Source organism: Tsukamurella sp. DT100, from assembly GCF_049844855.1.
GTDB lineage: Bacteria > Actinomycetota > Actinomycetes > Mycobacteriales > Mycobacteriaceae > Tsukamurella.
The window spans coordinates 541,164-561,370 of sequence record NZ_JBNCLV010000004.1 but is presented as its reverse complement, the minus strand read 5'-3'; the positions used below and the strand labels follow the sequence as shown (position 1 = coordinate 561,370).

At 71.7% G+C, this 20,207-nt stretch carries 18 protein-coding genes; 6 read left to right on the top strand and 12 right to left on the bottom strand.

The window, feature by feature from the left end; genetic code table 11:
* Window positions 1-73 precede the first annotated feature (73 nt).
* The 4 genes from ACLQ3K_RS13090 to ACLQ3K_RS13075 are packed head-to-tail and all read right to left on the bottom strand — an operon-like array spanning window position 74 to window position 4,971.
* Window positions 74-1,720, bottom strand: coding sequence for an ABC-F family ATP-binding cassette domain-containing protein (locus ACLQ3K_RS13090; RefSeq protein WP_224651539.1), 1,647 nt, complete (start codon window positions 1,718-1,720; stop codon window positions 74-76).
* A gap of 1 nt (window position 1,721) precedes the next feature.
* The gene (locus tag ACLQ3K_RS13085) at window positions 1,722-2,357 is read right to left on the bottom strand and encodes a DedA family protein (protein WP_224651537.1); all 636 of its coding nucleotides are present in this window, start codon (window positions 2,355-2,357) and stop codon (window positions 1,722-1,724) included.
* Between the two features lie 9 nt (window positions 2,358-2,366).
* Window positions 2,367-3,080 (bottom strand): DedA family protein, encoded by a 714-nt coding sequence (locus ACLQ3K_RS13080; protein ID WP_224651535.1) that lies wholly within the window; start codon window positions 3,078-3,080, stop codon window positions 2,367-2,369.
* A gap of 19 nt (window positions 3,081-3,099) precedes the next feature.
* A complete protein-coding gene (locus ACLQ3K_RS13075; protein WP_336669761.1) occupies window positions 3,100-4,971 on the bottom strand; it encodes a Na+/H+ antiporter in 1,872 nt (623 codons plus the stop codon).
* A gap of 47 nt (window positions 4,972-5,018) precedes the next feature.
* On the opposite strand from ACLQ3K_RS13075, the gene fbaA reads away from it, so the two are divergent.
* The gene (fbaA, locus tag ACLQ3K_RS13070; protein ID WP_336669762.1) at window positions 5,019-6,047 is read left to right on the top strand and encodes a class II fructose-bisphosphate aldolase; all 1,029 of its coding nucleotides are present in this window, start codon (window positions 5,019-5,021) and stop codon (window positions 6,045-6,047) included.
* Between the two features lie 8 nt (window positions 6,048-6,055).
* Here fbaA and ACLQ3K_RS13065 read toward each other — a convergent pair whose 3' ends face one another.
* Both ACLQ3K_RS13065 and ACLQ3K_RS13060 read right to left on the bottom strand, forming a co-directional pair.
* Window positions 6,056-6,556 carry a hypothetical protein gene (locus ACLQ3K_RS13065; RefSeq protein WP_336669763.1) on the bottom strand — a complete coding sequence of 167 codons (501 nt, stop codon included), beginning with the start codon at window positions 6,554-6,556 and terminating at the stop codon, window positions 6,056-6,058.
* Window positions 6,553-8,718, bottom strand: coding sequence for a hypothetical protein (locus ACLQ3K_RS13060; protein WP_425999791.1), 2,166 nt, complete (start codon window positions 8,716-8,718; stop codon window positions 6,553-6,555). The genes ACLQ3K_RS13065 and ACLQ3K_RS13060 overlap by 4 nt, the downstream gene beginning before the upstream one ends.
* 163 nt (window positions 8,719-8,881) lie before the next feature.
* On the opposite strand from ACLQ3K_RS13060, the gene ACLQ3K_RS13055 reads away from it, so the two are divergent.
* Window positions 8,882-9,301, top strand: a complete 420-nt coding sequence (locus ACLQ3K_RS13055) for a DUF3151 domain-containing protein (protein ID WP_425999789.1) — start codon at window positions 8,882-8,884, stop codon at window positions 9,299-9,301.
* Entirely contained in the window at window positions 9,261-10,451 is a 1,191-nt protein-coding gene (locus ACLQ3K_RS13050; RefSeq protein ID WP_425999787.1) for an FUSC family protein, read from the top strand. Before ACLQ3K_RS13055 ends, ACLQ3K_RS13050 begins: the two co-directional genes overlap by 41 nt.
* Window positions 10,452-10,457: 6 nt before the next feature.
* Here ACLQ3K_RS13050 and ACLQ3K_RS13045 read toward each other — a convergent pair whose 3' ends face one another.
* Window positions 10,458-11,657: an FAD-dependent oxidoreductase gene (locus ACLQ3K_RS13045; protein WP_425999785.1), complete on the bottom strand. Its 1,200-nt coding sequence runs from the start codon at window positions 11,655-11,657 to the stop codon at window positions 10,458-10,460.
* A gap of 62 nt (window positions 11,658-11,719) precedes the next feature.
* On the opposite strand from ACLQ3K_RS13045, the gene ACLQ3K_RS13040 reads away from it, so the two are divergent.
* Window positions 11,720-12,190 carry a MarR family winged helix-turn-helix transcriptional regulator gene (locus tag ACLQ3K_RS13040; protein ID WP_425999783.1) on the top strand — a complete coding sequence of 157 codons (471 nt, stop codon included), beginning with the start codon at window positions 11,720-11,722 and terminating at the stop codon, window positions 12,188-12,190.
* Window positions 12,191-12,209: 19 nt separating this feature from the next.
* Here the strand turns inward: ACLQ3K_RS13040 and ACLQ3K_RS13035 are convergent, their stop codons facing one another.
* Entirely contained in the window at window positions 12,210-12,854 is a 645-nt protein-coding gene (locus tag ACLQ3K_RS13035; RefSeq protein ID WP_224652099.1) for a hypothetical protein, read from the bottom strand.
* Between the two features lie 83 nt (window positions 12,855-12,937).
* On the opposite strand from ACLQ3K_RS13035, the gene ACLQ3K_RS13030 reads away from it, so the two are divergent.
* Window positions 12,938-14,224, top strand: a complete 1,287-nt coding sequence (locus tag ACLQ3K_RS13030; RefSeq protein ID WP_224652101.1) for an adenylosuccinate synthase — start codon at window positions 12,938-12,940, stop codon at window positions 14,222-14,224.
* An 80-nt stretch (window positions 14,225-14,304) separates the two neighbouring features.
* On the opposite strand, the gene ACLQ3K_RS13025 is transcribed toward ACLQ3K_RS13030, so the two are convergent.
* From ACLQ3K_RS13025 to ACLQ3K_RS13015, 3 genes are all read right to left on the bottom strand, one after another.
* Window positions 14,305-14,676 carry a hypothetical protein gene (locus tag ACLQ3K_RS13025; protein WP_425999780.1) on the bottom strand — a complete coding sequence of 124 codons (372 nt, stop codon included), beginning with the start codon at window positions 14,674-14,676 and terminating at the stop codon, window positions 14,305-14,307.
* 391 nt (window positions 14,677-15,067) lie between these two features.
* Window positions 15,068-16,018 (bottom strand): PfkB family carbohydrate kinase, encoded by a 951-nt coding sequence (locus tag ACLQ3K_RS13020; RefSeq protein WP_425999778.1) that lies wholly within the window; start codon window positions 16,016-16,018, stop codon window positions 15,068-15,070.
* Between the two features lies 1 nt (window position 16,019).
* Window positions 16,020-17,423: a sugar porter family MFS transporter gene (locus ACLQ3K_RS13015; RefSeq protein ID WP_425999776.1), complete on the bottom strand. Its 1,404-nt coding sequence runs from the start codon at window positions 17,421-17,423 to the stop codon at window positions 16,020-16,022.
* A gap of 140 nt (window positions 17,424-17,563) precedes the next feature.
* Between ACLQ3K_RS13015 and purT the strand changes: the two genes are divergently transcribed.
* Complete coding sequence (gene purT / locus ACLQ3K_RS13010) at window positions 17,564-19,318, top strand: formate-dependent phosphoribosylglycinamide formyltransferase (protein WP_425999774.1); 1,755 nt, start codon at window positions 17,564-17,566, stop codon at window positions 19,316-19,318.
* On the opposite strand, the gene erm is transcribed toward purT, so the two are convergent.
* Complete coding sequence (erm, locus tag ACLQ3K_RS13005; RefSeq protein WP_425999772.1) at window positions 19,315-20,079, bottom strand: 23S ribosomal RNA methyltransferase Erm; 765 nt, start codon at window positions 20,077-20,079, stop codon at window positions 19,315-19,317. The two genes, purT and erm, sit on opposite strands and share 4 nt — an antisense overlap.
* Window positions 20,080-20,207: the final 128 nt, after the last annotated feature.

The following is a 20,207-nucleotide window of genomic DNA, read 5'->3' as shown; positions in this document are numbered from 1 at the left end:
GCCGTCAGCTACAGCCCACCACCGAAACACCGATCCTGCTGGCACATCGAGGTGGCAGATCCCATCCTCACAGTCAGTCCTCGGTCAGGGCACCGTCGGCCATGCGCCAGCGGCGCGTCGCGCGGACGGTGTCGAGCATCCGGCGGTCGTGGGTCACCAGGATGACGGTGCCGTCGAAGGACTCGACGGCCTCCTCGAGCTGCTCGATCGCGGGCAGGTCGAGGTGGTTGGTCGGCTCGTCGAGGACGAGCAGGTTCACGCCGCGGGCCTGGAGCAGCGCCAGCGCGGCGCGGGTCCGTTCACCGGGGGAGAGCGACGAGGCCGGCCTCAGCACGTGGTGGCCGCGCAGCCCGAACTTGGCGAGCAGCGTCCGCACGTCGGCGGGCGGCGTCTCCGGCACCTCCGCGCAGAAGGCGTCGAGCAGCGGACCGTCGGACAGGAAGCGCCCGCGGGCCTGGTCGACCTCGCCCACCTCGACCCCGGAGCCGAGCGTCACCGTCCCGGCGGAGGGCGTGAGGCGCCCCAGCAACAGCCCCAGCAGCGTCGACTTGCCGGCGCCGTTCGGACCGGTGAGCAGGATCCGGTCGCCGTACTCGACGGACACCGTCACGGGCCCGACGGTCAGCCCGGGATAGGAGACGCACGCCCCGGACGCGGTCACCACGACCGTGCCGCTGCGGGGAGCCGAGAGGATCGACATCCGCAGCTCCCACTCCTTGCGCGGCTCGGCGACCACCTCGAGCCGCTCGATCGCGCGCTCGGTCTGCCGCGCCTTCGACGCCTGCTTCTCCGTCGACTCGAGCCGCGCCTTCCGGCCGGCCTTGTCGGAATCCGTGCCGCTCTTCATCTTCCGGCGCGCGTTGCGCACCCCGTGCTCCATCCAGTTCCGCTGCATCTGCGCGCGGTCCTGTAGGTCGGAGAGCTTGCCCGAGTACTCCTCGTACTCCTCGCGCGCGTGCCGCCGCGCGACGTCGCGCTCGACGAGGTACGCCTCGTAGCCGCCGCCGTAGACGCCGATCTGCTGCTGCGCGAGATCCAGCTCCACCACGGTGGTCACCGTCCGGGCAAGGAACTCCCGGTCGTGCGAGACCACGACGATCGCGGTCGCCGCGTCCGCGACGAAGCGCTCCAGCAGCTCCAGGCCGGCGAGGTCCAGGTCGTTGGTGGGCTCGTCGAGCAGCAGCACGTCGTACCGCGAGGCCAGCACGGCCGCGAGGCCCGCGCGCGCTGCCTGCCCGCCGGAGAGCCCCGTCATCTCCGAGTCCGGGCCGTCCAGCCCCACGTCGGACAGGATCGCGTCCAGGCGTTGCTCCAGGTCGGCGCCGCCGAGGGCGAGCCACCGGTCCAGGGCGGGCGTGTAGAGGTCGGTGTCGGGATCGTCGCCGAGAGCGAGCGCGGCCGCGTCCATCGCCTCCTGCGCGGCCGCGACGCCGGTGCGCCGCGCGACGAACTCGGCGACCGTCTCGCCGGGCCGGCGCTCGTGCTCCTGCGCCAGGTACCCGACTTCCGCGTCGGCGGGGGAGAGGTCGACGGTGCCGCTCACGTCGGGGCCGCCGTCCGCGCCCACCCCGGCGAGCAGCTTGAGCAGCGTCGACTTCCCGGCGCCGTTGGCGCCGACGAGGCCCACCACGTCGCCCGGCGCGATCACGAGGTCGAGACCGGAGAACAGGGTGCGATCGGCGTACGCGACCGTCAGGTCGCGGGTCTGCAGGACGGTCATGTCAGTCGTCGAGGTCCACGGTGACGTTGGGCTTGCGCATCTCGCGCCGGTAGCCGACGATCCCGACGATGGTGCCGGCGACGAGCATGACGATCATGCCGCGCAGCGCCCAGTCGAGGATCCACTTGTAGTCCTGCAGCGCCGACGAGGCGTAGTAGCCCACCAGCAGCAGGAACGGCGCCCAGATCAGCGAGCCCAGCACCGAGGCGACGGTGAACTTCCGCTTGTCCATGCCGACCGCGCCGGCGACGAGCGGGCACAGCGTGCGGACCCAGGGGATCCAGCGGGCGATGAGCACGGAGAAGAAGCCGTGCTTGTCCATCAACTCCTTGACCCGGTGCAGGTTGTGCGCGTTGAGGTAGCGGCCGTCCTGCTTGGCCAGCACGTGGTCGCCCATCTTGACGCCGATGCCGTAGCCCACGTGGTTACCGGCGATGGCCGCGAGGAAGGCCGCCAGCGCGAGCCCCCACACCGACGCCGCGGAGTGGCCGGTGGTGGCCATGGCGAGGCCGGCGGTGAGCAGCAGCGAATCGCCGGGCAGGAACAGCCCGATGATGAAGGCGCACTCGCAGAAGACGAACCCGGCCACGACGAGCCAGATCATCACCGGCCCGGCGGTCTGGACGAATTCGAGCACGGACGGGGCCTAGGCGGCCGCGTCGGCGCGGCGTCCCGCGAGGAACTTCTTGACCACGCCCCACACGATCGGCAGCACGGAGACGGCGACGATCGCCAGGAAGATGATGTCGATGTTCTCGCGGACCCACGAGATCTTGCCGAGCCACACGCCGAGCAGGATGATGCCGTCGGCCCAGATCACGGCGCCGATCGCGTTCCAGATGACGAACTTGCTGTAGCTCATCTTCGCGGCTCCGGCGGCGATCGGCGCGAACGTGCGCACGAACGGGACGAAGCGGGCCAGGATCAGCGTGGCGGGGCCGTACTTCTCGAAGAACTCGTGCGACTCGTCGAGGTACTTGGTCTTGAGGAAGCGCGCGTCGGGCGTGAAGAACTTCTCGCCGCCGAACCGGCCGATGAAGTAGCCGACCTGGGAGCCGAGGATCGCCGCGATGGGCGTCGCGATCAACAGCACCGGCAGCGACATCGCCGAACCCGTGTAGGTGGCCTCACCGACGGCGGCGCCGGTACCGGCCGCGGTCAGCAGACCCGCGACGAACAGCAGCGAGTCACCCGGGAGCACCGGGAACAGCACGCCGGATTCGATGAACACCACGAGCAGCAGGCCCACCAGGGCGATGCCGCCGAAGGCGTTGAGGACGGCCACCGGATCGGTGATGTCCTTGAGGGCGAACGCCTGCATGGTGGTCGAGGCGGCCAGAGTCAGGTCGTTGACATACACGCCTGCCAGGATACCGGCTCTATTTCAGCAATTCGTCGATGTAGCACCAGCGCCACGACTCCCCGGGCTGGAAGCTCCGGATCACGGGGTGGTTGGTGAGCTCGTGGTGGACCGTCGCGTGCTTGCCCTCGGAGGAGTCGCAGCAGCCGACGTGTCCGCAGGTCAGGCACAGTCGCAGGGCGACGGGGTTCTGCCCCGATTCCACGCACTCGACGCAGGTCTCGCTGAGCGGCACGGGGTCGGCGAAATCGTCCGAAACGCGAAGATGGTCACATTCGTCCTGCGCCCACGGCGGCGTGAGCAGTTCGGCCACCGCGATGCGCTCGCTGCGCACCGCCGAGACCTCCAGCATCGCCTCCTCGACGTCGAAGTTGGACAGCACCTGCTCGAGCACCTCGTGATCGCCCTGGCCGGCGTCGCGCATCCGCAGCACCTCCGCCCGCTCGGCGTCGATCATCTGCAGCCGGACCGCGCGCAGCTGCGCGGCGGGGGTGTTCGCGGAGTCCGGGCCGAGTCGTTCCCAGAAGGCGCGCTCGCGGTTGATGGTGTGTTCCCGCACCCCGTCGAGCACGGTGGCCGGCACGGTGTTCTCCGGGCTCGCCGCGATCTCGTCGAGTCGCGCCAGGCCCGCGTTGAGGGCGGACCGCATCACCACGGCCTGCTGCAGGGCGTCGGTGCGCGCGTTCGGCCCCTGCACCTTGAGCAGCTTGGCCAGCGCGGGCAGCGTCGAACCCTGGATCAGGAGGCTGCCGGCCACCACGACCATCGCGGCGAACACGAGCACCTCGCGGTCGGGGAAGTCCAGCGGGAGGATGAACGCGGCCGCGAGGGTGACCACGCCGCGCATGCCGGCCCAGGACAGCACCGTCGTCTCGCCGGCGGTGAGGCGCTCGTCGGCGTCGTCCACCTTGATCGCGATGAGTGCCGACGGCGCGCACCACACCATCCGCGCGAGGATCACCGTGATCATCACGGCGATGCACGTCGTGATGATCAGCGGCCAGCCGATCGGCGAGTTGTCCGCGCCCACGAAGATCGTCCGCATCTGCAGGCCGATGAGGAGGAAGACGGCGTTCTCCAGCAGGAACTGGATGGTGCTCCAGTTGATCCGCGCCGACATCCGGCCGATGGCCGTCTGGTCGGTGGGTGCTCGATACGCGACGATGAGCCCCGCGACGACCGTCGCGACGACGCCCGAGGCGTGGATGTGCTCGGCGGGCAGGTAGGCGATCCAGGGGCTGATCAGGCTGATGCCGGTGGTGAGCACCGGGTCCGTCAGCCGGCGCAGCGCGAATCGGATCGCGAGCGCGGCGAGGACGCCGACGGCCACGCCGCCCACCGCGCTGAGCGCGAACGAGCCCAGCACCTGCCAGAAGCCGATGGTGCCGGCGACCGCCGCGATCGCGGTCCGCAGCAGGACGATCGACGTGGCGTCGTTGAACAGCGACTCGCCCTCGAGCAGCGTCGTCACCCGGCGGGGCAGGCCGATGCGCCGGCCCACCGCGGTCGCGGCCACCGCGTCGGGCGGCCCGACGATGGCGCCCAGCGCGAGCCCGGCGGCGAACGGGATGTCGAGCAGGTACGAGGTCACCACGCCGACGGCGCCGGCCGTGAAGAGCACCAGCCCGACCGAGAGCATCCCGATCGGCCGGATGTTCTCCTTGAAGTCGACGAGGGAGGCCTTCGACGCCGCCGCGTACAACAGCGGCGGCAACAGGCCCAGCAGCACCACGTCGGGGTTGAGCGGCACCTCGGGCACCGCGGGGATGAACGACACCCCGATGCCGACCACCGTCAGCACCAACGGCGCGGCGAGACCGAGACGGTCACAGAATGCACTGACCACCAGAACGGTGGCGACGAGGGCGACCAGCCCAACAGCGAGCTCCATGGGCGATAGTCTTTCACTGAAACGCCGAACCGCTCAGGAGGACAGACATGCCCATCGCCACCCCCGAGGCCTACCGGGAGATGCTGGACCGCGCCCGTGAGGGCGGTTACGCCTATCCGGCGATCAACTGCACGTCGAGCGAGACGATCAACGCGGCGATCAAGGGCTTCGCCGATGCGGGCAGCGACGGGATCATCCAGTTCTCCACCGGCGGCGCCGAGTTCGGCTCCGGCCTGGGTGTCAAGGACATGGTGGTCGGCGCGGTCGCGTTGGCCGAGTTCGCGCATGTGGTGGCGGCGCAGTACGACGTGACCGTCGCCCTGCACACCGATCACTGCCCGAAGGACAAGCTCGACAGCTATGTGCGGCCGCTGCTGGCGATCTCGCAGGAGCGGGTGGACAAGGGCCAGAACCCGTTGTTCCAGTCGCACATGTGGGACGGCTCGGCGGTGCCGCTGGAGGAGAATCTGGAGATCGCGCAGGACCTTTTGGCGAAGGCGAAGGCGGCGAAGATCATCCTGGAGATCGAGATCGGCGTGGTCGGCGGCGAGGAGGACGGCGTCGAGAACGAGATCAACGACAAGCTGTTCACCTCGGATGAGGACTTCGCGAAGACCGTCGACGCGCTGGGCGCGGAGGGGTATCTGCTGGCGGCGACGTTCGGCAACGTCCACGGCGTCTACAAGCCGGGCAACGTGAAGCTGCGGCCGGAGGTGCTGCGGGACGGTCAGGCGGTGGCGTCGGCGAAGCTGGGCCTGCCGGCGGGGAGCAAGCCCTTCGATTTCGTGTTCCACGGCGGTTCGGGGTCGCTGAAGTCGGAGATCGAGGACTCCCTGAGCTATGGCGTGGTGAAGATGAACGTCGACACCGATACCCAGTACGCGTTCACCCGGCCGGTGGCGGGGCACATGCTGTCGAACTACGACGGGGTGCTCAAGATCGACGGTGAGGTCGGCAACAAGAAGGTCTACGACCCCCGCTCCTACCTGAAGAAGGCGGAGACGTCGATGGCCGAGCGGGTCGTCGAGGCGTGCAACGACCTGCACTCCGCCGGCAAGTCCATCAGCGCGAAGTAGCTAGTAGCTCAGGCCAGCGCCAGTCCCAGGAGGACCGCCAGCACGAGCACGATCATGGCCGCTGCCGCCGCCCACTCCGGGCCGGTGAGCAGCGGCCGTGCGCGTTTCGGGGCCGGATCCGGCGCCTGCGGGGCGGGCTGGTTCGACGGTGCGCCCTGCGCCGGCCCGGCGGGTCGGTGGGGAGCCTGCGGGGGCCGGGCATGCGGCGCGCGGCTCTGCGCGGCGGGCGGACGGTGCGGCTGCTGCGCGCCGTGCGTCGGGTGCGGGCGCGGCGCCATCGGGTGCGGGGCGGCCATCGGCGGCGTCGCGGTGCGCCGGGGCGGCGTCACGCGGCCCGCGCCGCGGGCGATCCGGTCGGTCCGCGGCGTGGGCCGGTCCGGCACTTCGGAGTACGCGAGCTTGGGTTCCGACGGTGCCGTCCGCGGCTCCGGCTTCGGGGCCTGCGGGGGTTCCGGCTTGGGCTCGGGCTTCGGATTGCGGAGCGTGGGCTCCTCCGACGGGGTGCTCATCGCGCCCCGACGCGCGTGCACACCTTCCAGGTGTCCGCGTCCTTCTCCAGCGTGAGGGTGTTGCGCACCTTCGCGCTCGGGTTGTTGGCGTAGTGCACCTCGACCTGGACCTCCGCCTTGTCGCCGCGCACGTCCACGGCCTGCAGGCCGTCGAGCTCGGGCAGCAGGCCGTCGGCCTTGGCGTTGCCGTAGACGCGCTGCCACTGGCCGTCGTTGAGCCCGTCGTAGTACACCTTGGCGTTGCCGCACGTCTGCTGGCGCAGGGCGGCGAGGTCGCCGCGGCCCACGGCGTCGATGAACGACGTCGTCGCGTTCGCCGCCTGCTGCCGCGGGTCGGTCGACGAGCCGGAGCCCGACTTGGGCACCAGCAGCGCGATCGCCGCGACGATCACCACGACCGCCACCACCGCGGCCGCCACGATCCACAGCGTGCGCTTGCCCTTCGGCGGGGCTTCCTGCCCGCCCTGCGGCGCGTAGTACTCGGGCGACTGCCGCGCCGCGTTCTCCTGCGGCGTCTGCGCGGTGTCCGGCTTCGCGAGATCGGGCGCCGCCGCGGGGGCGGCGAGGGGCGCGAGGGGGATCGCCTCGGTCGCGGGCGTCGCGTCCGGCAGCTCGTTCTGCTCGGTGTCGATGATCGCCTGGTCAGGTCGCACGGCGGCCGGGATCGCCGTCGTCGCGGCCTCAGCGGTGTCGTCCGCGTCCGACTCGTCCTCGGTGGTCGCCTCCGGCGCGGGCGCCTCGGTCTCGACCGGTCCGACGGTGCGCAGCGGCGACGCGTCCGCGTCCTCGGTGGCGTCCTCGTCGGCGACCGCAGCGGCCTCGCTCTCGTCGGAAGCCTCCGCCTCGCTCTCGTCGGTCGCCTCGTCCTCGGCGGTCCCGTCCTGCGCGGCGGGATCCTGCTCGTCGGCGGAGATCTCGTCGCCGTCCTCGGCGGTCTCGTCGGGGACGGATGCGTCGTCACCGGCGTCCTCCGCGGTCTCGGCGGTCGCCTCGCCCGCCGCGGCCTCGGGCTCGTCGTCGCTCTCGGTCGAGCTCGCGTCCTCGGCCGATTCCGCGTCCGCGGTCGAATCCGCGTCGTCGGCGACCTCGTCCTCTGCGGCGCTGTCGTCCGCGGGCGCGTCGGCCTCGGTGGCAGTGTCCTGGTCGTCCTGATCGTCGCCGGTGAGCGCGGCTGCTCCGGCGACGACGGCAGCGGCGCCCGCGACCCCGGCGGCCGCCGCGGCGACCGACGGACCGTCGGCCTCGGCGTCGGATCCGTCCGCACTGTCCGCACTGTCCGCGCTGTCCGCGCCGTCCGCACTGTCGGCTGCGTCTGCGCCGTCGGATCCGTCAGCGGCCTCCGCGCCGTCCGCGCTGTCCTCATCGTCAGTGGTGTCCGCGTCGACGACCTCGTCGGCCGCGACCCGATCCTCGTCCGTGTCGTCGTCGGCGGCGGTCTCGTCGGCCTCGTCATTCACGTCGGCCTCGGACGTCGTCGCAGCCTCATCCGTCTCCTGCGCGGCCTCGTCGGCGACGACCTCGTCAGCGCTCGTCTCCTCCTCGACGGGTTCCGCGGGAGTCTCCTCGGCCGGGCGGGCCTGCACGGGGATGGCGGTGGTCTCGGCGGAGCTCGGGCGCTGCACGGCGGGCAGCACGGTGGTCTCGGTGTCGTCGGCGCCCGGCGACGTGGTCACCACCGGCCCGACGGTCCGCAGCGGCGAGTCCGGTGTGCTCTTGTCCGCGGTCTCCTCGCTCGCGTCGCCGGCGGCGTCCGCGGGGTCGGTCGCGGAGGCGTCGTCCTCGGCGGCCCCATCCTCGGACTCGGCGGAAGCGTCTTCCTCGACCAGAGCGCGCCCCGCGGCGGGCAGCACCCGCGTCTCGGCGTCGGACGGCGCATCCCCGGTCTCGCTCGAGTCCGTGGACTTGCCGGAGTCCTCCGCGGCGGCACCGTCGACGGGGATGACAGTGGTCTCGGCCTCTCCCGGCGACGGGGCGGGGGCGGCGTCCTGAACGAGCTGCGCGAGGGAGTCGGACTGCGAGGGGATCACGGCGTCGGAGGGCGCGCTGCCGAGCGTGCCGGCGGTCTCGGGGTGGTCGTGAAGTGGCGCCGCGGGCCACGACGCGAGGCGTCCGCGCAGGTCACGAAGTCGCGACAGAGGTCCCCGGTTGTCATCCCGCGCCATCGCTTCCGCCATCCCCTCGTTCGTGAACCGTCCTCCTCCGCGGCGGCGCGCCGCACACGGAACACCTGACACCCTAGCGGGCGCGCACCCGCGGTGACCGGCGCGTCGAGCGGGCACGCACGTCGTCCACCCTCCGCCGGGCGCAGCATGGAAGACTGGAGCAATGACGTCCTTCGGTGATCTCCTCGGCCCGCCCCCGGTCCTGCTCGACATCGACGAAGAGCCGGAACTCCAGCTGAACCAGGGCCGCCCGGCGGTCGAGGTCGCGGCGGAGACCCCCACGTCGTCGCTGGCGTGGGCCGTGCTCGCGGAGGGCTCGCTCGACGAGGGCCAGGCCGTCACCGCCTACGCCTACGCGCGCACCGGCTACCACCGCGGTCTCGACCAGCTGCGCCGCCAGGGCTGGCGCGGCTTCGGCCCCGTGCCCTACAGCCACGAGAACAACCGCGGTTTCCTGCGGGCGGTGGCCGCGTTGGCCCGCGCCGCGCAGTCGATCGGCGAGGAAGACGAGTACCTCCGTTGCCTGGATCTGTTGAACGACTGTGACCCCGAAGCCGCCGGCGCCCTCGGACTCGGCGCGTAGCCGACTCCTCCGGCGGCACAACGCGCTGCCGCAGGTGATCCAGAGCCGCACCAAGCGGCTCTGGAACGCCAAGCTGCCCATCCTGCAGTGCGCGGTCGCCGCGGGCATCGCGTGGTTCATCGCGAACGACGTGATCGGGCACGTCTCGCCCTTCTTCGCGCCGATCGCCGCGATCATCTCGCTGGGGCTGTCCCTGCAGCAGCGGCTGCGCCGCTCGCTGGAGCTGGTCGGCGGCGTCACCGTCGGCATCGGTGTGGGCGACCTGCTGATCTCCGTGATCGGCACCGGGCCCTGGCAGCTGGCCCTCGTCGTGGCGATCGCGATGGCCGTCGCGGTGCTCGCCGACCGGGGCCCGCTCGTGCCGATGCAGGCCGCGTCGTCGGCGGTGCTCGTCGCGACCCTGATCCCGCCCGGGTCGACGGGCGGCTGGACCCGGATGCTCGACGCGCTCATCGGCGGCCTCGTCGGCGTCGTGATCGCGGCGCTGATCCCGAACAACCCCGCCCGGCGGCCGCGCAAGGACGCCGCCAAGGTGCTCGACACCATGCGGCGCGTCGTCGCCTCGATCGCCGCCGGCCTCACCGACCGCGACATCTCCTCGCTCGAATGGGCGCTGGAGACCGCCCGCGCCACCCAGCCCGACCTGGACCTGCTCACCAACGACCTCGCGGGCGGCCTCGAGATCGCGAAGGTCTCGCCGATGTTCTGGAGCTCGCGGCCCCGGATGGACAAGCTCCAGGCCATCGCCGATCCCCTCGACAACGCCGTGCGCAACGTGCGGGTCATGGCCCGTCGCGCGCTCGCCTCGAATCAGAGCGGCGAGCGGATCGACCCCGCCCTGGTCACCGAGGTCGGCCGGCTCGCCGAGTCCTTCAAGACGATGCGCGACGTGGTGCTCGCCGAGCCGGGCGCGCACCCCGACCAGGCCGACGGTGCCCGCGTGCTCCGGTCGGCCGCGCGGCGCGCCAACGCGCTGCCGATGCACCACGAGATCTCCGAGAGCGAATCGCTCAACGAGGTGATGATCTACGGGCAGCTGCGATCGACGATCGTCGACCTGCTGCAGGTCGCGGGCCTGTCCCGAACGTCGGCGGTCGCGCAGATGCGCGAGGTGCCGAAGAAGAAGGACGCGCCGAAGCCGCCCGAGTAGCGCGCGTCAGACCGGGGCGGCGAAGTCGATGTGATGCCCCTGCAGCCAGGTCAGGGACCGGCCGTCGTCGTCCTTCGCCGCGCGCCGGAACATGACCGGCAGGACCAGGTCGCGGACCACGCGGCCGACGGGGCCGGCGGCCTTCGAGTTCGACGCGCGGCGCCCCTCGGCGACGATCCGCTCCGTGCGTGCGCGGCGCAGTCCCTCGAAGGCGGCGAAGGCCTCGGTGGTGGTGGCCCGGTCGCGGATGCACTGCGCGAGGATCACGGCGTCCTCGAGGGCCATCGCGGCGCCCTGCCCGGCCGCAGGGGAGGTGGCGTGCGCGGCGTCGCCGATGAGCACCATCCGCCCGCGCCCGTCGTGCCACCGGTCGACGACGGGCAGATCGTAGGTCGCCCACCCGACGAGCGGGCCGGGCGCGGCGTCGATGATCGCGCCCGCCGGGCCGGCGTCGCCGTCCATGAGGGCGTGCAGGCGACGCCGCCATTCCGCGTCGTCGACGCCGGACAGCACGCCCCGCTCGGGCTCGGTCCGCGCCGGCGGATTGGCGAACCACACGGTCCCGCCGTCGGGCGTGGGCATCCAGGCGAAGAAGCAGCGGGTCCCGAACTGCATGCGGAACTCGCGGGGCGGCACGTCGACCGTGAAGTCGGGGATGTACCCGCCCAGGTTGAGCACGGGGACGTAACGCGGCGCGGCCGCGGCCGGGTCGATGAGGGTGCGCACGGGCGAGTGGATGCCGTCCGCGCCGATGAGGACGTCGCCGCGCGCCGTCGTCCCGTCCGCGAAATGCGCCGTGACGCCGTCGGGGTCGACGGTGGCGGTGATCAGCTCGGCCCCGTGCCTGACGGTGACGCCGCGGGAGCGCGCCTCCTCCGCGAGGGCGGAGTAGAGCGTCGCGCGGGGCATCATCAGCGAGGTCAGGCCGTCGGGGCGGCGGGCCGCGAGCGGCATCCGCCCGAGAGCGCGGCCCTTGCCGTTGACGAAGGCGATGGTCTCGACGGGGTAGCCGACGCCCTCCAGCGGGCCGGCCGCGTCGATCGCCTGCAGTGCGTCGAGACCGTTGGCCTGCAGGGTGAGCCACGCGCCGCGCTGGGCCGCGTCCTGCTCGTCCCGTTCGAAGACTTCGGCGTCGACGCCGACGCGCGCGAGGGCCATGGCGGCGACGGGACCCGCGACACCGGCGCCGATGATGAGAGCCTTCATGGTGTTCTCCCACAGATCGATATAGCTTGATTATCAAGCAATCATGCGAGGAGGTAGCTTGAATGTCAAGCGATATTGCGACCGAAGTGGGCCCCGCCGTGCAGGCCTATCAGGCCTCGGTGAGCGATTTCGATCGGGAAGTGGCGCGGATCCTCGGCGTCGGCGCGACGGATCTGGCCTGCTTGGAGCTGGTGCTGGGGGCCGACGGAGTCTCGCCCCGCGACGTGGCGACGGCGCTGGGCCTGACGACCGGCAGCGTCACGACGATGGTCGACCGCCTGGAGAAGCGTGGCTACGTGACGCGGCACCCGCACCCCGACGACGGGCGCAAGGTGCTGGTGCGCGCCACGCCGCGGCTGACGGAGCGGGTGGGGGCGGCCATGGGGCCCATGCTCGCCTCGGCCGGCGCCGACGTGCTGGAGCGGTTCACCGACGATGAGCTCGCCGCGGTGGTGCGCTTCATGCGGGTCGCCGCCGCGCACCAGGCGGCGCACACCGTGCTGCTCCGTGCCGAACCGCCCGCCGTCGACTGACGGCCGAGTGGCGTCCGCGTCAGCTGATGAGCAGCCAGTCGTCGGTGTTGCGGTAGAACGTCGCCCGGGTCACGACGCTGGAGTCCGTGCGGCCGTCGCGGGTCACGACGAGCTCGAGCCCGCCGGTCTGCGCGGCGCGGCCGGACAGCCACCGTCGGCGCACGCCCTTCGCGAGCCGGGCGCGGACCCCGCCCGTCTCGCCCGCCGCGCCGAAGGGCTCCACGATCACGGCCTTCGCCTGCCCGGTGAACAGCTTCTCCGAGTCGACGAAGGTCTCGCCGGTCAGCGGCCCACCGTCGGGGCCCGTGATCTTGGCCTTGCCGACCAGGACGAAGCCGCGGTCGTCGCGGATGAGGGGGACGGCGCGGGGCGTGCCCGTCAGCGGGTCGCCCGGCGGGTAGATGGACGACGCGTGCGAGTTCTCGGTCGGCACGTACGCCACCTCGACGTCCAGCCGCTCGGACGCCATCAGCCGGGCGATCACCGCCGCCAGCAGGTCATCGGGCCCCGCGACCACGATCCGCTTCGGGAACGTCAGCTTCTGCTTCAGTTCCGCCTTGGCGGAGTCGAGGTCGACGGTGATCGTTTCGAGGTCGCGGAGGCTGCCCGGGATACGGACATCGGGGGCGCGCACCACGACGGTGCTCTGGGTCACGGAGCTCACCGCACCTACTGTAAGGTTGCGGCACGGCTCGACGTTATCCAGGTGATTCCGAAGGTGAATAGCGAGCCGGAAGGAGATCGTCCATGCCTGCGATCGTGCTGATCGGCGCCCAGTGGGGCGATGAAGGTAAGGGAAAGGCCACCGACCTGCTGGGGGAGAAGCTCCAGTGGGTGGTTCGCTACCAGGGCGGCAACAACGCCGGCCACACGGTGGTCCTGCCGAACGGCGACAAGTTCGCGCTCCACCTCATCCCGTCGGGCATCCTGACCCCCGGCGTGAAGAACGTCATCGGCAACGGCGTCGTGGTGGACCCGTCGGTCCTGCTCGCCGAGCTCGACGGCCTCGAGGCGCGCGACGTCGACACGTCGAACCTGCTGCTCTCGGCCGACGCGCATCTGCTCATGCCGTACCACGTGGCCATCGACAAGGTCACCGAGCGCTTCCTCGGCAACAAGAAGATCGGCACCACCGGCCGCGGCATCGGGCCCTGCTACCAGGACAAGATCGCCCGCGTCGGCGTCCGCGCGCAGGACGTGCTGGACGAGTCGATCCTCACCCAGAAGGTCGAGGCGGCACTGGAGTTCAAGAACCAGGTGCTCACCAAGATCTACAACCGCCGCGCGCTCGACGCGCGCCAGGTCGTCGACGAGACGCTGGAGCTCGCCGAGAGCTTCAAGCACCGCATCGCCGACACCCGCCTCGAGCTCAACCTCGCGCTGGAGCGCGGCGAGACGATCCTGCTGGAGGGCTCGCAGGGCACCCTGCTCGACGTCGACCACGGCACCTACCCGTACGTCACCTCGTCGAACCCCACGTCGGGCGGGGCCTCGGTGGGCTCGGGCATCGGCCCCACCCGCATCACGACGGTGCTGGGCATCCTCAAGGCGTACACCACCCGCGTCGGCTCGGGCCCGTTCCCGACGGAGCTCTTCGACGAGTGGGGCGAGTACCTCGCCAAGCACGGCGGCGAGGTGGGCGTCACCACCGGCCGCGCGCGCCGCTGCGGCTGGTTCGACGCCGTGATCGCCCGCTACGCGACCCGCGTCAACGGCATCACCGACTACTTCCTCACCAAGCTCGACGTGCTCAGCTCCATCGAGAACGTGCCGATCTGCGTCGCGTACGAGATCGACGGTGTGCGGTACGACGAGATGCCGCCCAACCAGACCGATTTCCATCACGCGAAGCCGATCTACGAGACGATGCCCGGCTGGTGGGAGGACATCTCCGAGTGCCGCACGTTCGAGGACCTGCCGAAGAACGCGCAGGACTACGTGCTGCGGCTCGAGGAGCTCTCCGGCGCGCACATCTCCTGCATCGGCGTGGGCCCGGGCCGCGACGAGACCATCGTCCGCCGCGCCATCGTCTGAGGTGTTCTGAAACCGAGCCTGTTCGAGGCCGCGGCGAGGCATTTCCATCGGCTCCGCTCAGGCTCGGTTTCTGACGCGTCCTAGGGCGTCGGAGCCGGGGTCGGCGTCGCCGAGGGCGCAGCGGTCGGGGTCACGCGGTACATCCGCGGGCCCTCGCCGCGGCCGGGCCCGTGCCGCTGGGCCTCGTGGCCGCCGGGCCCGCGCTGCTGCATCGAGTGCCCCTTGTGCTTGCCGGTGGCCTCGTTGACCCAGTAGCCGGCGGTGAAGCTGACGCCGCTGATCCCGATGAGCCCGAACACGATCGCCGCGATGAGCAGCTTCCTCGACGGCCCGGTCGTCGACGGTGCCGCCTCCTGCGGGGCCGGGCTGGGGGCTGCGGCTGCGGGGGCGGTCGCCGGCGCGGGCGGGATCGGCGCGGTGGGCGTCGGCTGCGGATCGGTGGGTTCGGTCATGGGTTCTCGCTTCGGTCGGTGCGGTCACCGCGACCGCGCTGGAACCGATGATGCGACGCCCGGCTTGGAATCCGCTGTCAGGTCCCTCCGAATCAGGCCTGCTTTCGTCGGGCTGCGTGGGTTCGATGTCGCGCGGAGAAGCCATGCGCGCCACGCATGGCACACAAAACAGCAGTTCAACCGCATTTTCGGCGCATCGAGTCATGCGTGTCGCGCATGACCTCGGGTGCGCCGGCGGCGAGCCCCGCCGCGGGGTATGCGTCCAGTGCATGGCTGACGGCGAGCAATACGCATTTGACCTGCGAAGACGTCGGTCATGCGTGCCGCGCATGGCTCCCGTGAGAACACACCACCCTTGCGTTGCCGGTGCCGCGACTCGCCGAGGCAGCCGTCAGCGCAGCGTCGGGTCCTGCGCGCGCACCGCGAGCACCTCGTCCATCGACGGTGCGTACGCGCCCGCCCGGCTCACGGTCAGCGCGGAGGTGATGACGGCGCGGTGCAGCGCAGGCTGCACGTCACTCCACTGCGCGGCCCGCAGCCGTCGGGCGGCGTACCGCGAGCCCAGGTAGCCGGCGTCGAGCAGCCCGGACACCAGCCCGGCCATGAAGGAGTCGCCCGCGCCGACGGTGTCGCCCACCTCGACGGTCAGCTGATCGACGTGCAGCATGTCCCGGTTGCCGGCGAGCAGCGCGTACGCGCCCCAGGGCCCGCGGGTGAGCACCACCATCGCCGGGCCGGCCGCGATCCAGCGGCGCATCACGTCCTCGACGGGCTCGTCGGGGTGCAGCCAGGCGATGTCCTCGTCGCTGGCCTTGACCACGTCGGACTGCGCGATCATCTCCATCACCCGCGGCAGCACCTCGGCGGGCGTGCCCATCAGCGCGGGCCGGATGTTGGGGTCGTAGGAGACGGTGGCGTGGTCCCGGATCCGGCGCACCACGTCGGCGACGCCGTCGGACCCCGGCGCGAGCGTCGCGGCGAAGCTGCCCGTGTGCAGGTGCCCGTAGCGCTCGAGCGATTCGACGGGCGGCACCTCCCACGTGAGGTCGAACTCGTAGGTCGCGCGCCCCTCGGCATCGACGTGCGCGTAGGCGAGCGGGGTGTTGGCGGCACCGTCGGACCCGGGGACGACGTCCACGCCGGCACGGGCCGCGGTCTCGGCGATCCGGTGGCCACGGACGTCCCGCCCCCACCAGGACAGGATCGACGTCGGATCCCCCAGCGACGCCAGCCCGCACGCGACGTTGAACAGGCTGCCGCCCACGTGCTCGGACGGCTCGGCACCGTCGCGCAGTACGACGTCGACGAGTGCCTCGCCCAGGCACAGCGTCCGATCGGTCATCTCATTTCCCCTTCGTGGCCGGTGCCGGTGCGTTGGCTTCCGCCTCGAGGCCCAGCCGCTCGGCCATCTCCTCGAGCGGAATGCCCTTGGTCTCCGGCATCACCTTTATCACCCAGAGCAGCTGCAGCACCATGAACCCGAAGAAGATCGAGAAGGCGACGCCGCCGCCGAAGGCGCCGATGATGGGCGGGAACGCGAAGCTCGTGATGGCGGCCCACACCCAGTGCGTGAGGCTACCGAGCGCCTGCCCGCGGCCGCGAATGCTGTTGGGGAAGATCTCCGAGAGGAACACCCAGATCACCGCGCCCTGGCCGAAGGCGTGCGAGGCGATGAAGACCATCAGCCCCAGCAGGACCAGGATCGACGAGGTGCTGTCGAACGAGCGGCCGTCGCTCTCGTAGTAGAACATCACGGCGGCCATGAACCCGAGCGAGACCAGGTAGCCCACCGAGCCGACCAACATGAGCCGGCGGCGCCCGAGCCGGTCGATCACGGTCAGCGCGGCCATCGTGGCGACCAGGTTCATCACGCCCACCGCGACGGACATCAGGTACGCGGCGTTCGTGCTGGCGCCGGCGTCCTGCATCACGCGCGGCGCGTAGTAGAGGATCGCGTTGATGCCGGACATCTGGTTGAAGAAGGCGATCGCGACGGCCAGCAGGATCACCTTGCGGTGGCCGCGGGTGTAGAACTTCGTCTTCTCGCCCTGCTCGGCGGCGAGCGTCTCCTGGATCTCCGCCATCTGCGCGTCGGCCTCGGCTGGCGTGGAGCAGAGCCGCTCGGACGTGGCGCGCGCCCCGGCGAGGTCGCCGTGACCGGCGAGCCAGCGGGGCGTCTCCGGCACCGTCGGGAGCAGGACGAGGAACAGCACCGCCGGCACCACCATCACCCCGAGCATCCAGCGCCAGGCGTTGGGGTCGTCGCCCAGGACGGTGCGGATGATCGCGTTCGACGCGTACGCCACCAGGATGCCCAACACGATGTTGAACTGCACGAGGCCCACGAGCCGCCCGCGGAACTTCGGCGGCGCGATCTCGGCGGTGTAGATCGGGGCGCACACGCTCGACGCGCCGATGCCGAGGCCGCCGAGGAACCGGAAGGCCTGCAGCACCTCCACTGACGACGTGGGCGCCAGCGCGCAGCCCACGGCGCTCACCACGTACAGCACGCCGATCGCGTACAGCACCTTCTTCCGGCCGAACCTGTCCGCGAGCCTGCCGGACACGATCGCGCCGACGATGGTGCCGATCAGCGCGGTCGTCACCGTGAAACCGATCGCGGCGTCGGACAGGTGGAACTGCTCCTGGATCTGCTCCTCGGCGCCGGAGATCACCGCCGTGTCGAATCCGAAGATGAGTCCGCCGGTCGCCGCGACGACGGCGCTCCTGATCACGAGTGCCTTCATCCCCCGAACGTAGGCGCCTCCCGCGGCACCCCGAGCGATAACAAGTGAAACGTTCACCACCGCAGAACGATCGGAAGCAAACGCGAATCGACGGGTCGGCAGCCGCACCGCGGGACGCCGCGTTTGCCAGAATGGACCCCATGACGAACCTCAGCGACACCGGCGGCAACCCCCGGATCGGCACGGCGCTCACCTCCGGCGCCACGAAGGCGCTGATGCTGGGTTCGGGCGAGCTGGGCAAGGAGGTGGTGATCGCCTTCCAGCGCCTGGGCGTCGAGACGATCGCCGTCGACCGCTACGCGAACGCGCCCGCGATGCAGGTCGCGCACCGCAGCCACGTCATCGACATGACCGACGCCGCCGAGGTCCGTCGCGTCATCGAGGCGGAGAAGCCCGACTTCGTGGTCCCCGAGATCGAGGCCCTCGCCACCGAGGCCCTGGTCGCCGTCGACGAGGAGGGCCTCGCCGAGGTCATCCCGACGGCGCGGGCCGTCGCGCTGACGATGAACCGCGAGGGCATCCGCAAGCTCGCCGCCGAGGAGCTCGGCCTGCCGTGCTCGCCGTACGCCTTCGCCTCGTCGCTCGACGAGGTGCGCGCCGCCTCCCGGGAGGTCGGCTTCCCGTGCGTGATCAAGCCGGTCATGTCGAGCTCGGGCAAGGGCCAGTCCGTAGTCCGCTCGATCGAGGAGCTCGACGGCGCCTGGCAGTACGCCGTGGAGGGCGGCCGCGTCCGCAACGAGCGGGTGATCGTCGAGGGCTTCGTCGACTTCGATTACGAGATCACGCTGCTCACGGTGCGCGTCTACGACGCCGAGCGCGGCAAGGTGGTCACCCGGTTCTGCGAGCCCATCGGGCACCGGCAGTCCGACGGTGACTACGTCGAGTCCTGGCAGCCGCAGGCGATGAGCCAGGCCGCCTACGACGCGGCGACCTCCGTCGCGGGCCGCATCACCACCGCCCTCGGCGACGGCGGCACCGGCGGCCGCGGCGTGTTCGGCGTGGAGCTCTTCGTCAAGGGCGACGACGTCTACTTCTCCGAGGTCTCGCCCCGCCCGCACGACACCGGCCTGGTGACCCTGGGTTCGCAGCGGCTCTCCGAGTTCGAGCTGCACGCCCGCGCGATCCTCGGCCTGCCGGTGGACACCTCGCTCATGTCGCCGGCCGCGTCCGCGGTGATCTACGGGACGAAGGACAGCAGCTCCGTCGCCTTCGACAGCGTCTCCCGCGCGCTCGACGTGCCGGAGAGCGACCTGCGCCTGTTCGGCAAGCCCGAGGGCTATGCCAAGCGACGCCTCGGCGTCGCCGTCGCGACCGCCGACACCATCGAGGTGGCGCGCGCCAACGCCGCCGAGGCGGCCGGCCGGGTGGTCGTCGTCGACAGCGCGGACCCGTTCCAGCAGGGCGCGCCCGAGACCACGGCCGTGCCGATCCAGCGGCCGCAGCCGCCGCTCGACGACCCGTCGACCCGGGCGATGCCGGTGCAGCGGCCCGCTCAGCCGACTCCGGCGCAGCAGCCCCCGGCCCAGCAGATCCCGATCCAGAAGGCGCCGCCGCAGCCCACCCCGCCGCCGGCCCCGCCGACCGCGGCATCGCCCGTCGTGCCGCCCGCCCCGCCGACCGCGGCCTCCCCGGTCGTGCCGCCGCAGCAGCCCTCGTCGCGCGTGGCCCCGCCGCCGGCCGGCCCCGGTGAGCCGGTCGCGCCGACGAGCATGCACCCCGTCGCGGGCCGGCGCCCCGCGCCGCCCCGCCCGATCCAGCCCGCGCCGCGCCAGCCGACCGGCGAGACCGCGACGCGTCCGAAGCCTCCGACGCCCCCGGCGACTCCGGAGACCGAGGAGTACGACCACAACCCGCCCACCTCCATGGGCCTCCCGCCGCAGCGCCCGGAGGACTAGGCGAACCGCTCGAAGGCCTCCACCCACTCGGGAGTGCCGAGGTCGCGGGGGAGGGGCGTGCCGCGGTGGCCCCGTCGGGCCGCCCACTTCCGCGCTTCCGCCCGACGGTGCCGCGGCGCCACGCCCGCCAGGACCTCGGGCAGCCCGTGGCCGCGGCCGGTGAAGACGGCGTGCACGAAGGCGGCGTAATCGCGCCGGCGCGCCACCGGCACGAGGGGCGTGCTGCGGCGCGCGATCGTCAGTAGTCCCGCGTCGACGGACGGACGGGGGGTGAAGGCCGCGGCGGGAACCCGTCCGGCGAGGCCGAAGTCGTACCAGGGGGACCACTGCGCGGTCATCATCGTCGCGCCGCCGACACCGGCCCGACGGCGCGCGACCTCCCACTGCACCACGAGGACCGCGCCGGTCCAGTGCGGCGCGTGCAGCAGCTTGCGGAGCACGGCGGTGGTCAGGTGGAAGGGTAGATTCCCCACCACCGCATGGGGTTCCGCCGGTAGCCGGTGCCGCAGGAAATCCCCGTGCACGACGGTCGCCTCCGGGTGTCGCGCGCGCAGGCGTCGGGCGTGCCCGCCGTCGATCTCGACGGCCGTGAGCGGTCGTCCCAGGCGAAGGAGTGGATCGGTCAATGCACCTGCGCCGGGACCGATCTCGAGGATCGGACCGTCGGTGCGGCGGGTGAGGTCGACGAATCGGCCGATGACGGCATCGTCGGTGAGGAAGTTCTGGCCGTGCTCATGACGGCCCCCGTGATGGGTGGGCATGAAGGGAGTTCTCCGGGTCGAGGATCACCCGGGCAGCGCGAATCGCCGCCCAGCGGAAGGATGCTGGGGCGGTGAAGCCGAGATGGTGTGGGAGGCTCCGCCGCCGCTACGCGCGGCCGCGGTCCACC